17 protein-coding genes are annotated in these 15584 nt (G+C 45.2%); 5 read left to right on the top strand and 12 right to left on the bottom strand.

Annotated features, from left to right (window positions below):
• Nucleotides 1-2: 2 nt before the first annotated feature.
• A complete protein-coding gene (gene xylB / locus M0C34_RS19460; RefSeq protein WP_248713313.1) occupies nucleotides 3-1454 on the bottom strand; it encodes a xylulokinase in 1452 nt (483 codons plus the stop codon).
• Between the two features lie 283 nt (nucleotides 1455-1737).
• Between xylB and M0C34_RS19455 the strand changes: the two genes are divergently transcribed.
• Both M0C34_RS19455 and M0C34_RS19450 read left to right on the top strand, forming a co-directional pair.
• Nucleotides 1738-2940 carry a XylR family transcriptional regulator gene (locus M0C34_RS19455; protein ID WP_248713312.1) on the top strand — a complete coding sequence of 401 codons (1203 nt, stop codon included), beginning with the start codon at nucleotides 1738-1740 and terminating at the stop codon, nucleotides 2938-2940.
• Between the two features lie 84 nt (nucleotides 2941-3024).
• Nucleotides 3025-3915, top strand: a complete 891-nt coding sequence (locus M0C34_RS19450) for an aspartoacylase (protein WP_248713311.1) — start codon at nucleotides 3025-3027, stop codon at nucleotides 3913-3915.
• Nucleotides 3916-4031: 116 nt separating this feature from the next.
• On the opposite strand, the gene M0C34_RS19445 is transcribed toward M0C34_RS19450, so the two are convergent.
• Nucleotides 4032-4757, bottom strand: a complete 726-nt coding sequence (locus M0C34_RS19445; protein WP_248713310.1) for an NAD(P)-dependent oxidoreductase — start codon at nucleotides 4755-4757, stop codon at nucleotides 4032-4034.
• Nucleotides 4758-4855: 98 nt separating this feature from the next.
• On the opposite strand from M0C34_RS19445, the gene M0C34_RS19440 reads away from it, so the two are divergent.
• Both M0C34_RS19440 and M0C34_RS19435 read left to right on the top strand, forming a co-directional pair.
• The gene (locus M0C34_RS19440; protein ID WP_248713309.1) at nucleotides 4856-5749 is read left to right on the top strand and encodes a LysR family transcriptional regulator; all 894 of its coding nucleotides are present in this window, start codon (nucleotides 4856-4858) and stop codon (nucleotides 5747-5749) included.
• A gap of 120 nt (nucleotides 5750-5869) precedes the next feature.
• A complete protein-coding gene (locus M0C34_RS19435; protein WP_371923093.1) occupies nucleotides 5870-6190 on the top strand; it encodes a DUF1840 domain-containing protein in 321 nt (106 codons plus the stop codon).
• Nucleotides 6191-6205: 15 nt separating this feature from the next.
• Here the strand turns inward: M0C34_RS19435 and M0C34_RS19430 are convergent, their stop codons facing one another.
• The 8 genes from M0C34_RS19430 to M0C34_RS19395 form a co-directional block, all read right to left on the bottom strand.
• Nucleotides 6206-6802 carry a P-loop nucleotide/nucleoside kinase family protein gene (locus tag M0C34_RS19430; RefSeq protein WP_248713308.1) on the bottom strand — a complete coding sequence of 199 codons (597 nt, stop codon included), beginning with the start codon at nucleotides 6800-6802 and terminating at the stop codon, nucleotides 6206-6208.
• Between the two features lie 87 nt (nucleotides 6803-6889).
• A complete protein-coding gene (locus M0C34_RS19425) occupies nucleotides 6890-7861 on the bottom strand; it encodes a magnesium transporter CorA family protein (RefSeq protein WP_248713307.1) in 972 nt (323 codons plus the stop codon).
• 27 nt (nucleotides 7862-7888) lie between these two features.
• Nucleotides 7889-9259, bottom strand: coding sequence for a magnesium transporter (locus M0C34_RS19420; RefSeq protein WP_248713306.1), 1371 nt, complete (start codon nucleotides 9257-9259; stop codon nucleotides 7889-7891).
• A gap of 56 nt (nucleotides 9260-9315) precedes the next feature.
• Complete coding sequence (locus M0C34_RS19415) at nucleotides 9316-9747, bottom strand: ATP-dependent zinc protease family protein (protein WP_248713305.1); 432 nt, start codon at nucleotides 9745-9747, stop codon at nucleotides 9316-9318.
• Nucleotides 9740-10297, bottom strand: coding sequence for a mechanosensitive ion channel domain-containing protein (locus tag M0C34_RS19410; RefSeq protein WP_248713304.1), 558 nt, complete (start codon nucleotides 10295-10297; stop codon nucleotides 9740-9742). Before M0C34_RS19410 ends, M0C34_RS19415 begins: the two co-directional genes overlap by 8 nt.
• A gap of 9 nt (nucleotides 10298-10306) precedes the next feature.
• A complete protein-coding gene (locus M0C34_RS19405) occupies nucleotides 10307-11323 on the bottom strand; it encodes a succinylglutamate desuccinylase/aspartoacylase family protein (protein ID WP_248713303.1) in 1017 nt (338 codons plus the stop codon).
• A gap of 33 nt (nucleotides 11324-11356) precedes the next feature.
• A complete protein-coding gene (rimK, locus tag M0C34_RS19400; RefSeq protein ID WP_248713302.1) occupies nucleotides 11357-12262 on the bottom strand; it encodes a 30S ribosomal protein S6--L-glutamate ligase in 906 nt (301 codons plus the stop codon).
• A 39-nt stretch (nucleotides 12263-12301) separates the two neighbouring features.
• Nucleotides 12302-12658 carry a MaoP family protein gene (locus tag M0C34_RS19395; RefSeq protein WP_248713301.1) on the bottom strand — a complete coding sequence of 119 codons (357 nt, stop codon included), beginning with the start codon at nucleotides 12656-12658 and terminating at the stop codon, nucleotides 12302-12304.
• Between the two features lie 84 nt (nucleotides 12659-12742).
• Between M0C34_RS19395 and M0C34_RS19390 the strand changes: the two genes are divergently transcribed.
• A complete protein-coding gene (locus M0C34_RS19390) occupies nucleotides 12743-13714 on the top strand; it encodes a LysR family transcriptional regulator (RefSeq protein WP_248713300.1) in 972 nt (323 codons plus the stop codon).
• 6 nt (nucleotides 13715-13720) lie between these two features.
• Here M0C34_RS19390 and M0C34_RS19385 read toward each other — a convergent pair whose 3' ends face one another.
• Together M0C34_RS19385 and M0C34_RS19380 are read right to left on the bottom strand one after the other, a co-directional pair.
• Nucleotides 13721-14488 (bottom strand): hypothetical protein, encoded by a 768-nt coding sequence (locus M0C34_RS19385; protein WP_248713299.1) that lies wholly within the window; start codon nucleotides 14486-14488, stop codon nucleotides 13721-13723.
• A gap of 186 nt (nucleotides 14489-14674) precedes the next feature.
• On the bottom strand, nucleotides 14675-15562 hold the full coding sequence (locus M0C34_RS19380; RefSeq protein ID WP_248713298.1) for a LysR family transcriptional regulator: 888 nt from the start codon (nucleotides 15560-15562) through the stop codon (nucleotides 14675-14677).
• Between the last annotated feature and the right edge of the window lie 22 nt (nucleotides 15563-15584).

Here is a 15584-nt window from a genome sequence, read left to right as displayed (position 1 = left end):
GATTAAAACAACGGCGCTAGTTTCTGGTAAATAGCTTGGAATGTTGCGCGGCGTGCAGCATAGCTCGCGTGACGTTGAGCATTCACCTGATGCACTTCAACGAGCTCTGGCACAGGGCAAATAAGGTCAAGATCAGCATTATCAGTGACGCCAAGTTGGGCTAAACGAGCCGCACCTAAAGCTGGGCCTACTTCGCCGCCTAAACGGTAACTGACGCTTTGACCAAATACATCGGCTAGCATTTGACGCCAGTATTGGCTGCGTGCGCCACCACCAATTAGGGTGATTTCTTCAGGCTTTAATCCGGTTGAATGGAGTGCATCTAAGCCATCCGCAAAGGCGTAAGCGACACCTTCTAATACTGCGCGGCATAAATCGAGTGGGCCAGTACTGTGGGTCATGCCAAAAAACACGCCTTTAGCTTCTGGGTTGTTATGCGGAGTCCGCTCACCTGAAAGATAAGGTAAGAAGAAAACGGTATCTTCAGATTCTGGTGCGGCTTCAACAGCGGCTAACATGCTTGGTACGTCGGCTTGGCCTGTCAGCTTAACGACCCAATCTAAACATGAAGCAGCACTTAAAATAACCGACATTTGATGCCAAGCACCTGGTAAGGCGTGGCAGAAGCTGTGCAGAGCAGATTCTGGATTACTTAAGTAGCCATCGCTTACTGCAAAGTAAACACCTGAGGTGCCTAGCGACAACATCGCTTGGCCTGGTTTAGTAATGCCCACGCCTACAGCGCCAGCAGCGTTATCACCACCGCCCGCTACTAAAGGTACAGCAGGCATGCCCCAGCGCTCGGCCAGTTCAGGTTTTAGGGTACCGGTGACTTCGCTCCCTTCAAATAGCTCAGGCATGTTGGCGCGGTTTAGGCCGGTAGCGGCCAGTATTTCATCGCTCCAATCACGTTTGGCTACGTCTAACCACATGGTGCCAGCCGCATCAGACATATCGGAAGCAAAGTTACCTGATAACAAATAACGCAAATAATCTTTAGGTAATAATACCTTGTCTACTTGAGCAAATATTTCTGGTTCGTTTTGCTTAATCCACAGTAGTTTAGGCGCGGTAAAACCAGGCATCATCAAGTTGCCAACGATGTCTCGAGAGTTAGGCACTAGGCGTTCTATTTCTTCACATTGAGCGGCGCTGCGACCGTCGTTCCATAAAATCGCTGGGCGTAAAATGTCACCTTTGGCATCGAGTAAGGTTGCGCCATGCATTTGTCCACTTAGGCCAATTGCTTTTACTTGCGCTAAAGAATGCTGCTTACTCAAGCTGGTTAAAGCATCTTGGGTGGCTTGCCACCAATCTTGGGGGGCTTGCTCTGACCATAGTGGAGCAGGCCTAGAAACGCTTAAGCTAGCGGTTGCTTGGCTTAATAGTTCGCCGCTTTCTGCGAGTAAAACCACTTTTACGCCTGAAGTGCCTAAATCAATACCAATGTACATAGAAGTTCCTTATTGGGACGCGAGCTGCTCAACTTGTTTTGTTAAAGACAAATAGACCTAGCTGGTTAATTTAATAAGGCCATCCTGCCGTGAATAGGAAAAGTGACTCAATTACGAAAACTGCTAGTAGGGTAGCGTTTTTCTATGGCGTGCCTGAGTTCACAGTTTCACTCAATTTGTGCATGATCATCATCACATTATGTTTTTTCACGGTGGCATAAAAGCCATTTTTTTTACATAGTAAATTAAATAACCTTAGGCACTACGCTTTTAGGAGCCCCATATGTTTGATAAACGTTTCAAAATCACATTGTTGTTTAATGCTAACAAGGTCTATGACCGCCAGATAATCAAAGGGATCGGGGATTATTTGCAAGCGTCGCAATGTGACTGGGATATTTTTCTTGAGGAAGATTTTCGCTGCCGTATCAATCGGCTGCAGCATTGGGTAGGCGATGGTATTATCGCTGACTTTGATGACCCCGAAATAGAGCAAGCGCTTACTGGTTTGCGGGTACCTGTAGTGGCAGTGGGCAGTTCTTACGAAAACCCTGATCAGTACCCTAAGTTTCCTTATGTGGCTACTGATAACCGCTCCTTGGTAGGAGCGGCGTATGAGCATCTCAAAACCAAAGGCTTAGAATCGTTTGCTTATTATGGTATGCCGCCCAATGAAAATAATCGCTGGGCCATGGAGCGAGAGTCAATCTTTCAGCAGTTAGTGGCTAGCGATGGTTACGAATGTGCGGTATACCGTGGCATGGAAACCACCCCTGAATCTTGGCAATATGCGATGAACCGCTTAGCTGACTGGATCCAGTCACTGCCCAAACCGGTGGGTATTGTTGCAGTATCAGATGCGCGCGCGCGTCATTTACTTCAAGTGTGTGACCACCTAGGCATTATCGTACCTGATAAGGTGTCGATTATTGGCATCGATAATGAAGACTTAACTCGCCACCTAAGCCGAGTGTCTTTAAGCTCGGTAGCGCAGGGCTGTCGTAAAATGGGCTTTCAGGCTGCCAAGCTATTGCACCGTCAATTGCAAGGGCAAGAGCTACGCAACGTACGTGAATTGGTGGGACCAGAACAGGTTATCGAGCGTCAATCAACCGATTTTAAAGCTTTAAAAGACCCTTACGTGATTCAAGCCATGCACTTTATTCGCCACAATGCCTGTAAAGGGATTAAGGTTGAGCAAGTACTCGATTATGTGCGGGTATCTCGTTCAAACTTAGAAAAACGTTTTAAAGATGACATTGGTCACTCGGTACACCAAGAGATCCACTGTGCCAAGCTAGAGCAAGCGATGAGTTTGCTACGTAATACTGAGTTATCAACCTCAGACATCGCAGAGTTATGTGGTTATCCGTCATTGCAATATATGTACGCGGTATTTAAGAAAGACCTAGAGCTCACCCCAAAAGCCTACCGTATCGGTAAGCAAGAGCAAGACCAAGAACAAGATTTAGAATTGGAAGAGTAACAAGCCCGCGCTTTGGCTTGAGTCAAAGCGCGTTTCCTTTTAAGCTCAAGGCTGTTTGCTCAATAGCTTAAAGGAAAGTTTGCTTTGTCTAAAATTAGCACAGTCGCTATCGTTGGCGGTACGCATGGAAACGAATTCAGCGGTATTTATTTACTCAACAAGTGGCAGCAATCTCCCGAACTTATCTCCCGCCCTAGCATCAGCGTAGACACCGTATTTGCTAACCCCAAAGCTTATGGCGAAAACAAGCGTTATATCGATGCCGATCTTAATCGACAGTTTACAATGTCCGAACTGAACGATCTTAGCTTAAGTAACTACGAGCAGTCGCGAGCCAAAGTATTACATCAGCAGCTAGGCCCCAAAGCCAGCCCCAATATGGACTTGGTGATTGATTTACATAACACCACCTCTAATATGGGGCCCACCTTAATCTTGCTCGAGCCAACGCCGTTTTACAAACAACTGGCGGCGTATGTGAAACTACAAATGCCCGAGGCAGTGGTATTTTTAGATGAGCCAGAAGACGATTTAGCCAACCATCGCTTTTTGGCCAGCTGTGGAAAATACGGGGTGTTGGTTGAAGTTGGCCCGCAGCCACAATCAGTATTGCGTCAAGATATTCTTGAGCAAATGGAAAACATGACTGGCCATATTCTCGATTTTGTTGAGTTACACAATCAGCAGCAAGTCCCGGAACTACCCAAGCAAGTAGAAGCCTTTTTATATCTCGATAGTATTAAACTGCCGCTAGATGACCAGGGTGAACGCCTGGCTATGGTGCATAGCAATGTGCAAGACAATGACTTTAAAGCGATAAAGTCTGGAGACCCAATATTCCGCACCTTTACGGGTGAAGATATTTGCTACCAGGGTGAGAAAACGGTGTATCCGGCGTTTATTAACGAAGCTGCCTATTACGATAATGACTTGGCGATGTCGCTACTCGACAAGGTGTACTTAGAGCTAGAGTAGTAGACGGTTAATCCCATAGCGATTAACTGTACCGTTAGTCGCTATTACAAGGTTGTAGGGCAGAGCAGGACTATCCTCTTCATGCTGGGTCTTTGTGTTCTCGTCAGTAAACCATGTTAATTAGACGCATTATAAATAACGGGCCATTGGCCTTTCCATTGTTGCCAGATTAGCTCGTTGATGATCAGTTGCGTCATGAAGTGGGCCACATTGATTCGACTGGTTTTACCTGCATCAAAAATTGCACTGCGTATTGGCGATGAATACACATCGTATTGAGTGACCACATCGTTGTTCACTAGGCTATCAGGTCTGATTGCCGCCCATTCGATGCTATTGTGGCTGGTGCTAAAATGCGACTGCAGATACGCCGCCGCTTCTTCGTTGTCGGCATGCGGGGGTAAGAGCATTCTTATTAACCCTATAATAAAGGATTGTGCAGTCGATATTGTTTCGCCTGCTGGTATGTTTACATTACCGCTTGTATTCATCAGTAGAAACTTTACTGGAGAGGCGGGCTTGCTTCTCTCTATCGCCATGCATAATCGCTGAACGCTATCACTAACGAGTCGCTGTGGTTGGCCAAACATTCCGTGCAACGTTAAGTTGTGACCAAGGCATGAAGCGACCGCTTGGCAGCCTGATACGTGGTGGTGTAGTTCTGTATCGCTCATGTCTAAGAGATTGGCTTGGGTAATCGAAAGTTGCTGATTGTGGATTAATGCGTCAGATAAATATCCCACTGAGCGGACGATAATTTTTACTTTTTGCCCTTGTTTGAGCAATTGCTCAACTAACAACTGACCGGTTGCCCCGCTAGCCCCAACGACCAGAGTAGTCATCGTTTTGTTCTCCCATTATCAATGATGTGGCCTCACTATACTTATACGTAAATAGAAGGTAAATTGGCTAAATTAGTATAATAAGTATGCATTTTCGTATGAACTGGAAGTCAGCTAAATTCGATTGGAACAACACGAGAGCATTTTTGGTCACCGCAGAAGAAGGCACTTTATCCGCCGCAGCTAAAGCCTTGAATATGACGCAGCCAACGCTGAGCCGTCAGGTGGCGGCACTCGAAGCGGAGCTAGCAGTCAGCTTATTTGAACGGGTGGGGCAACGCTTGGTGTTAACTGAAAGTGGCCTAGAACTATTAGAGCATGCACGCGCCATGGGAAATGCAGCCTTGCAGTTTTCTTTAGCGGCTAGCGGACAATCTCAACAACTTGAAGGTTCAGTGACCATTTCCGTTGGAGAGTTAGATGCAGTGTTTCGTTTACCTAAAATCATCGCTAGATTGCGACAACAAGAACCGGGAATAGACCTTGAAGTCATCGTTACCAATCAAACCAGCGATCTAAAGCGAAGGGAAGCCGATATCGCGATTCGCAATTTTCGTCCAACGCAGCATGATCTGATTGCTAAGAAGCTTGGAGAAGAGCGTATTTGGCTCTACGGAACCAAAGGCTATTTGGAACAGTTGCCCGCATTCTCAGATATCAGCAATTTCAGTGACATTCAGCTTATCGGTTTTGACCGAACGAGCGCGGTATCAAAGGTTCTCAATCAACAAGGTTGGCAGCTGACAAAACAGAATTTTCAATTGATTACTTCATTTCAGCTATTACAGCTGGGTTTGTGTAAAGAAGGACTGGGCCTGATGTTTTTCCCTCAAGATATGGGTGATAAGGACCCGCACTTGCAGCGTGCTTTTGAACACCTGGGGCCAGCCATGCGCCTCCCTTTATGGCTAGTATGCCATCAAGAATTACGAACTAGCCTTAGAGTGCGGCGAGTATTCGACATTATTGCTCAAGCGCTAGGTCAAGTTTGATTGGCTAGCTAAAGTTAGCAAAATGTCGCGATGACTGAAAAATCACAATATTGTATGCTGGGTTCAGGTTATTGTTTGTATTCAGCGTTAAGCTTTATGCTTATAGCCAAGAGGATAACGATGAGTATGTTAATTACATTTAGCTGTAAAGCCTATGCCAAGGTGACCATGTTTGGTGAGGTAGGACTGCATTTGTTGAAGATGATGGGCCACAGTGGAACAGTGCCTGGTGCGCTTCGAGCTGAAGATGTGCCAGCGGCACTCAGCCAGCTAAAAACGGCCATCGACAAAGAGATAAAAGCGCAAGCTCAACATCAAACTGAAGATGACCCAGATACCTATGTTGAGCCGCCTGTTAGCCTAAGTACCCGCGCATTACCCTTGATTGAATTATTAAGCGCAGCGGCTAAAGAGCAATGCAATGTAATGTGGGAAGGCTAGGCAGTAACCTACCACTTAAGGCTTATGACTCGCCTCTAAGACCGACAGTATCTGTTGCATAGACTGCTGATACTGTGCTTGGTTGGAATTTTTAAACAGCAGTAAATCGTCCACCACTTCCGGATTATCAATGCAATGAGGTATCGAGAAATCAACGCCTTTAATATACTCATCCCAGTTTTCTAATTTCCAAGTGTCTCTAGGAGAGTCTCGCTCAATCATCCGTTGTTTCACCACGTCTACGTCGGTTTCAACCCATACCACGGTGAGTCGGGCATTTTTTTCAAGCAGTTGACTTTTCAAGTTATCGATATAGGCGGTATCTCTTATTTCTCGAGTAAAAGGTGCGTTAATTAACACGATGTCGTCGTAATCTAAGGCTTCCATGGCCAAGGCTAAAGTCGCTTGGTACTCGTAGTTGCGAATATGCTGTTCAAAGAAATCAGAACTGCGATTTACTTCAGCGTTGGCCAGTTTGAATATTTGATGCGACAGTACAATCAGCGTGTCTTTGTCGAGATAAACAACATGCTTAAGCGCCTTGGCCAACTGTTTAGAAATATAGGTTTTACCACTGGCCGGTGGCGATGTGACTAAGATTAATCGTTTCATTTTTGTTCCAAGTTGCACGCTTAATTGTTAAGCAGCTTATCATTTACCAATAGTTTTTCCAGTTGTCTATAGCGTAACGTCTAACGCTTAAAACCAGCGCTTCCATTTAAATAATGCAATTAACGCTATCGCAATTGACAGCATACTGCCCAACAAGATGAAGTAGCCATTGGGGTGGTGTAGCTCAGGAATGACTTCAAAGTTCATGCCGTAGATGCCAGCTAAAAAGCTTAGTGGCACAAATATCGCGGTAATCAATGTCAATACACGCATGGTGTTATTGAGCTTATGTGAGCTAATCGATAAGTAACCGTCGACTAAATCCCCACAGATCTCATAATACATGGTCGTTAAGCTATGTAGGCGTTCGAAACGTTCGTGCAAGTCTTGTAATACCGGCTGGTCGATAGTTATGTTGGTAACGCTTTGTTCTGACTGCAAATTAACCAGCTTTTTACTGACGCTAAGGTGATAATTAAAAATTCGATTTAGTCGCAATATATCGGTTTTTTGCAGGGTAATAGCGGCTAACAATTGATCGTCGCCATGGCGGCTAATTTTTTCTTCTAATTCGCTTAAATGGTCTTCAAACTCTAACAGCTGGTTTAAATATAAGTTTGAAGCGCTATGCATTATTCGACAGGCTAAACTCAAGGGAGCCTGTAAGTATTTATTAAAACCTTGGTTGATTAAGTTTTCTATGCCTTGTGATTGGCCTTGATGAACAGTGATAAGGTAGTTGTTACCAGCAAACATGGCCAGTTGCATATGGTCGAATTTTAGTTCGCCTAAGCACTGTTGAATGCCCCGATACATGATGAATACTTGCTCATCAAATAGCTCAATTTTAGGCGGGTGACGGCTGCGAAATACGTCGGTTATTGCTAAGGAGTGGCAATTGAAGCGTTTTAACAGTTGTTCGGCATCGAGCTGTGTCATCGCTTGTAAATCAATATCGATCCAAATGCTGTGACTAGCTTGTGATGACCAACTGTCTATCTGGCTTGCATCGCCCAAGCTAGGCGAACCGTCGTCGCGGCTTAACCAAGTTCTAATCATCTATGTGTCCCTAGATTTACGCGTGGCTTAGCGAATTAAAAAAAGCGAAGCTAGCCCTAAAAATGCGACGAAACCCACTATGTCGGTGACGGTAGTTAAAATTACAGAGCCCGCTACTGCAGGATCTATGTTCATTTTTTTCAATACAAACGGTATTAAGGTCGCTGAGGCTGCTGCCGCTAAGCTATTTAATACAATTGCTATGAAGATCACTACACCTAATGGCACGGAATCAAACCAAAAACTCACCACTGCTGCAATCACCAAACCGAGCATTAAACCGTTAAAGGCAGCAATCTTAAGTTCTTTATTTAACAGAAGCTTAAGGTTGCTTTGCTGTAAGTGATTAAGGGCAATACCACGCAGTGCTACCGCCAAGGTTTGGCTACCAGCGATGCCACCCATACTGGCGACTACTGGCATTAAAATAGCCAACGCCACCAGTTGCTGTATGGCACCTTCAAATAAGCCAATGACCCATGAAGCCAAAAAGGCAGTGGCTAAGTTGGTCGTGAGCCAAATAGCACGCATTTTGGCTGCTGTTGGCACCGGTGTGAACAAGTCTTCCTCATCAGAAGGGCCGTCGTTAATCACCACATCTAAACTTTTTTCTTGTAGCCATTGCACTAGATTAGAAAGGGCAATAGCGCCAACAATTTTGCCGTCTTTTTGCACCGGATGCCAAGCATGACCGGGCACAATATTCACCGACATAGCTACGTCACTGAGCATTTGCTGGTGGTCGAACACCTCAATGCTTTGGCAGATTTCCGCTAAACGTGTCGCATCGGCCGCGTTGCTTATGTCAGTCATACTGCAGGCACCGTGAAACTGTCCATTAGCGTCTACCAAATAAATGGCGACGTGTTTGTCGGCTTTGTCAGCTAAGCGCTGTTTAATCCGTTGCACGCTAGAATTGGGGCGGGCACGTAGTATATGGGTATCGACATAACGGCCAATTTGTTCGTCTTCATAGCTTAGTGCATCTTGCAGCTGTGAAGTGGTCAGCTCATCTTGTTGTTCCAGATAAATATCGACCATTTTCTCTGGAAGAAAATCAGCAAATTCAACAATTTCTGCATCACTGATATAGTGTTGCAGATCGTTTAATTGTTGCTCGCCAAGTTGACTAAATAGGTGCTTTACCGTTTCGTATTGCAGTAGGTGCAATATTTCCCAGTTACGCTTTGTTTCAATGTAAGGCCAAACCTGCTGACGATAAGCCTCTGGGAGTGATTCAACCAGGTTAGCCAAGACCGCATTATCGTATTGGCCGACAAAGCTTAAATCTTGCTCATCGGTGCTTGAGTTAAGTGTTTCAAGGACTCGACTTAGGGCTTCATCATGGTGACCATCAAATATTTGTTGGTTGGAGCTTGGCGTAACTTCGTTAGTCATGTTGTTGCTCCCTGTCGGTATTTGTTAGTGCGTATACGGTCCTTTCTGCGGCCATTTTAGCCGGCAGAATCAACTAGAAAACTTTGCGAAGGGTCTACTAATACTTTATCACCCATGCCTTGGCGCCCTAATAACATTAAGTAACTCATATCTTGGCGATTGGTTAAGGTTATCTCAATAGGCCAAGTTTGCTCACCTAACTGGAACGCGGTTTGAATCACATAACGCTGCTCTACTTCGCCATTAGATGATTTTACGCGGCGCGTATCAAAGATAGGCGCCGAACATCGGCAAACTTGCTCCAAGTTATAAATATCTGGATGCAAATCAAAGCTAATATGTGGCTTACCCTTGATTTTTTTACGTTCAATATTATCCACATGCAAAGATGAGGTTTTAGCTCCAGTGTCAATGCGAACGGGTAGTTCGCTAATGCCGAGTTCGGGTAAATGGCAGGTTTCTAGGTTGCCAATGATTAACTTAGCCATTGGCTTTTTCCTCCGTGCTTGTTGGCGTTTCAATCGGTTGGTCTGCATCAAGCTGCGTTTTCTGTTCGGCGCTAATCACCACCGCTTTTTGAAATACCATCGAATTAGGGAAGGTGAGTTTAGCACCGTTCTCGTCGACCAAAATAACGTGAAACAAGGTAATTTCTTCTAGGCGCCCCTCAATGGAGTTGTCACCATCTAAGATTTTAACTTGGTGACCCACCCGATAAGGGAAGAAGAAAAACACAATGATACTGGCAGTTACATTACTCAAAATTGACCATTGGGCAAATAAAGCAACGCCGATAACTGCAAATACCGAGGAAAAAAATACCCCGAAGTCATTAAAGCCAACATCACTAATGATGCTGAGAATCATCAGTAATACTAAGGCCATAATACTACGCAATACCCAAGTTACGTAGTGAATCCGCGCTTTGGCAATACTACGTTCCTGCCCAATTTTTAGCACCAATTGGTTGAGTTTAGTTTGGCCAGCCATGAAGCCGATTAGGGCTAAAGCGCTTAATAAGATCTCGTTAATGCTCATTACTTTACCTTATTGTACTAAGCCGTTATCTAGGGGCTTAATTGACTCTTGCAGGGTTTCTATTTGCTCTGCCACTTCGTCTTGGTCGGCGCCAAAATAGGCGAGGTGATACATGGCATCGCCTTCTTGCACCAAGGGGATGTTTTGTTTGCCAATCACAATACCCGAGCGCTTAACCGTTACTTGGTTGATCAGCTTGCCAAAAGGGCTATAAATGTCAGCCAATATATCCCCCTCTTCCACCAGATCCCCTAATTGGGCATATTCACTGACAATGCCACTAGCAGACGCGCGTAACCACGAACTACTGTAGGCAATGTAAGGCGGCGCTTTTTTGCTACTGCGCCGCTTCTTAATCATACCTAAATGCGACAGTACTTTTAAAATGCCTTTTACTCCACTTTGAATCGATAATTCATCAAAGCGTAAGGCTTCTCCGGCTTCATAAAGCAAGATTTTGGTTCCGTTATTTACCGCGGATTCACGTAACGAACCATCACGTAAATCGGCGTTTAATAAAACCGGTACACCAAAGGCCTCGGCTAAGAGCTTAGTCTCAGGATCTTTCAAATTAGCCCTGATTTGTGGCAAATTTGAGCGATGAATCGCGCCGGTGTGTAAATCAATGCCGTAGTCACATTGCGCCACTATTTCGCTTAAAAAAATGTGTGCCAAACGGCCCGCTAACGATCCTTTTTCAGAGCCTGGAAAGCAGCGGTTTAAGTCACGCCGATCAGGCATATAGCGGCTTTGGTTAAGTACCCCATAAATATTTACCATGGGCACAGCAATTAAGCAGCCCTTGGTCAGCTTAAAACTAGGGGAGCGCGTTAAGCGACGAATAATTTCGATGCCATTTAGCTCATCACCATGCACTGCCGCGCTGATAAATACCGTTGGGCCCGCCCGTTTTGCGCGGGTGATATGCACTGGAATAGAAATATTGGTATCGGTATATAGTTTCGCTACCGGAATTTCTATTTGTTTATGTTCACCCGGTTTTACTTCTATTCCAGCAATGATCATCGTTAGCCTCTTAACGCTTTAGTCCTAATGCTATTAGCCTTTACCACGAGTTTTAGTGGCGAAGGGTTTGGCATTTTTTTCAATAAACTCAAATACCATGCCTGCTACATCTTTTTTGGTGGATGTTTCTATGCCTTCTAAACCTGGCGAAGAGTTCACTTCCATCACCACTGGACCATTATTAGATTGCAAAATATCTACACCACATAAGTTTAAACCCATGGCTTTTGCCGCATTAACAGCAGTGGCTCGCTCTTCTTTGCTCAAGCGGACCAACTGTGCTGCGCCGCCGCGGTGTAAGTTAGAACGAAACTCACCCTCTGCCGCTTGGCGCTTCATAGCGGCGACGACTTTGCCTCCGACTACTAAGCAGCGAATATCGGCCCCCCCGGCTTCTTTAATAAACTCTTGTACCAAAATGTTGGCTTTTAAGCCCATAAAGGCTTCAATCACACTTTCGGCGGCTTTATTGGTTTCGGCCAGTACAACACCAATGCCTTGCGTGCCTTCAAGCAACTTAATCACTAGCGGCGCTCCACCTACATTTTTAATTAGATCTTGAATCTTGTCAGGCTTGCTGGCAAAGCCGGTGCGTGGCAAACCAATGCCTTTACGTGACAATAATTGTAGTGAGCGCAACTTATCGCGTGAACGGCTAATGGCAACCGATTCATTGACACAAAAGGTACCCATCATTTCAAACTGACGAACCACCGCTGTACCATAAAAAGTAATTGATGAACCAATCCGTGGGATGACCGCATCGTAGTTAGGCAGTACCTCACCGTTGTAGCGAACCGTGGGTTTACTGCTAGTTATGTCCATATAGCAGTGTAAGGTATCTATGATATCTACTTGATGGCCACGGGCTTCACCAGCCTCTTTTAAGCGACGAGTGGAGTAGAGGTTTTCTCCGCGAGATAAAATGGCTATACGCATGGTAATTCCTTAATGGTATGAGCTGATGCCGTGTTTAGTTTAGTCGTCATCATCAATAAATATTTCTTCAGCGATGTGATGTTTACCGCCGGGCGATTTTGCGTTGCTATTTAAGGTATGAAAGCGACGCCTTGAATAAGCCAATGTCTTATATTTCATCCATAGTTTTTCTAGTTTGCTACTCGGCTCTAGCTGTAAGCTGGTGACCAGCAAGAACCGTTGTTCTTGGTTGCCTTCAGGCAGCAGTTCACCGGTTTCAAGGGCCTTCATGGTTTCACCAAATAAGCTTAGTAACTCAGACTCTAGCAGGGTGAAATCACCGGATTTACTAAAACCGCGTTTAAATTTCAGATCATCGTAGAAACGTTTTTTTCCAAAGCGAAAATCAGTCGTCATTACCGTTACTCCAACTTATTCAGGAAAAAGGCTGGCTAAGCAGCGCAGCTAAGTTGGCTGCAAGGTAGAGACTATTGGGCAAATATGAAAACGAATAGTTTTTGTCGTAAGAACAATTTTTGTTTGTTAATCTCGCAAGCACTAGAGCAAAGAGATAACCCTATGGATGTAAAAGTATTTCGCACCTTTCTAGAAGTGGCTAAAGAAAAACACTTTGGGCGAGCGGCAGAAAATTTATATATCACTCAGGCTGCGGTAAGCGCCCGAATTAAGCAGCTTGAAATTTTTTTTGATGCGCCTTTATTTATCCGTGATCGTAATGCCATTAAATTAACCAGCTCTGGGGAGCGCTTGATTGCCTATGCGGAAAACATGGTGCGAACTCTTGAGCAATCTAAAGCGGAACTATTACTCACTCAAGCCCACGCTATTCAGCTTACTCTTGCCGGTACACCTAATGTATGGGATGCCTATTTGCAAAACGGCCTAAGTGTGGTTACCGAGCATTTTGAGGGCTATGCATTTACCGCAGAAACTCTAGGTAGGGAGCATATGAATCGCGCCTTAATAGAACGAACCTTAGATATAGGGGTCGGGGTTGATCCTTTAAAATCAGATGAATTAGCCTGTAAGAAAGTCGCCGATTTGGAGTTGATGTTGGTATCGACCCAGCCCAAAAATCAGCAGCAGGCTTTAGAGCAGGGCTATGTATATGTTGATTGGGGGACCCGCTTTGCCTCTGAACATGCGACTCGCCATAGTAAAATGCCACCCCCCTTTTTACGTACCTCAACCGGACGAATAGCCTTAGATTTTATATTGGAAAAAGGCGGAGCTTGTTATTTACCCGCATCCATTGTGGAGCCTTTTCTCGAGTCCCAGCAGTTGTTCACGGTAGCGCACTCAGAGGCTTGGTTGCGGCCAGTGTATTTAAGCTACCGTAAAGATTCTGCCGCTTTGGAACAAATTAAAAAAGTAGAGAAGTTGTTAGATAAAACAGAGCCAGCTACTGCCTTTAGTTTGCAACAGGCAGGAGAGTTACCTCCCGCCGAGTAGCTTAGTTTAGCCAACTAGAGGGGCTGCTAGGGTAAACTCAATAAGACTATCTTTTGGCAGTTCTATATCGTTACCTTGAGTAATAAGCGATGCGCCCACCCCTACTTTTGCCCCGTTTTTGGCTCCACTGCTGCCATTTATTAACCCACCAATAGCGGCTGCCCGAGCCGTTTTACCGACGGTGTCTCCGGCGGTGTTTGAGCCATTAGAGCTTAATGAATCGGTTTGAATATCATGCATTTGGTCGTTTATTAACACACTAGTTAGAGTGATGCTCATACTGGCTGAGCCTGCTACTCGGCCCGCTTTTTTTACTTCACTTAGCTCACCATAAACGGTGCTACCACGCTTGGCTACCACCGTATCACCCGACATTAAGTTGGCTTCTAAGGTGCCTGTGAAGCGCTGGCCTGTTTCGTGCTGGCGAGTATTTACACCTTCACTCATGCGCACCGTTATCACGGTGCCAGCGGGGACTTCTGCGGGCTCAATTGGACTCGCGTCTGTGTTAGCGGCTTCTGTTTGGTTGCTGTCGGTAAAGCTGCTGATGGTGTTGTTATCATTTAAGTTGTCACTGAAACTAATATTGGCAATTTGGGCGGTAGGGAGCTTTACCTCAATACCGTTTAAATCTAAGACCAGCGTTTCTGCATTTTGCGACACGATGGCGCCTTGCAAAGAACGGCCATCTTTTAGCTGAACGGTTGCGGCGTGAGCCGAGCTTGAAATAAGACCAGCGAAGATAAGTGCGTACAATGATGATTTGATGTTCATGGTAAGTTCCTGCAGTAAGTCATGTTGATGGAGGCATCATATGAACTTTGCTATTGCAGAATAAGCCTGTTAGCTGGGAATGATTGTTCCACTAATTGGCTTAATCACGGCGTAAATAGATGGGGTTTAGTCAATACGGGAGATCGCCTCATAGGTGAGCGCTACGCTCACCGAGTGGAAGTACGGCTATTTGTGTTCCATAAAAGCTTGTAGTTTTTCTATAAATATAGCCACTTTGGCTGGTAAATACTTACGAGAGTGGTAAATAGCATAGAGGTAGCCGCTAAGTTGCTGCGGATGTGCATAAGCTTTAACTAATTTGCCTTGTTGTACTAAACCCTTAGACAGCATATCAGGAACTAGAGCAACTCCCTTGTCTTGTAAACACAAATCTAAGCCTAATTCAGGGTTTTGCACACTAAAAAATGGTGATATGGATTGCAGCACAAGCTCGCCCTGGTGCTCAAAGCGCCAAAAGTGAGTGGGTGATTGAGAGACAGAGTTAAAAATAATTCGGTGCTTGTTCACGTCACTAGGATGCTGAAGTAAACCGTGTTGCGCAATATATTTGGGGCTGGCGTAGTAATCGTACTTAATGGTGGTAATACGTCGGGCGATTAAGGATGAATCCTTTGGTTCGTCTACATGAAACATGATGTCGTAACGGGTCGATGTTTGCTCTTCTTGGCGACCTTCGCTGCTAAACGCTTCAAATTTTAATTCTGGGTAGTCATTAATCATGTCTATCACTACCGGCCAGAATATGCGTAGCAGCGTATTGGGGATGAAAATACTTAAGGTGCCACTTGGCTGGTCGTTTTGCTGCTGAGTATCGTGCTCTAACTGTTTAGCTTGTTGAATAAGTTGCTCGCAGCCCTGTAAGTAGTTGTTACCTACTTCGGTTAAGCTCAGGCTGCGAGTCGTTCGCGCTAGCAGTTGCACCCCAAGGTGTTTTTCTAGATTGGTGATTCGGCGACTAATCGTGGATTTAGGGATCCCCGTCGCGTCGGCTGCCTTAGTAAAGCTACCTTGCTCGGCTAGATTAACAAATAGTTCCATATCTTCTAAATTCATATCGCGATCCTTGCGGGCTGTC

It is taken from the genome of Agarivorans sp. TSD2052, assembly GCF_023238625.1.
In the GTDB taxonomy this organism is placed as follows: Bacteria; Pseudomonadota; Gammaproteobacteria; order Enterobacterales; family Celerinatantimonadaceae; genus Agarivorans.
This window is presented reverse-complemented; position numbering and strand designations above follow the sequence as displayed.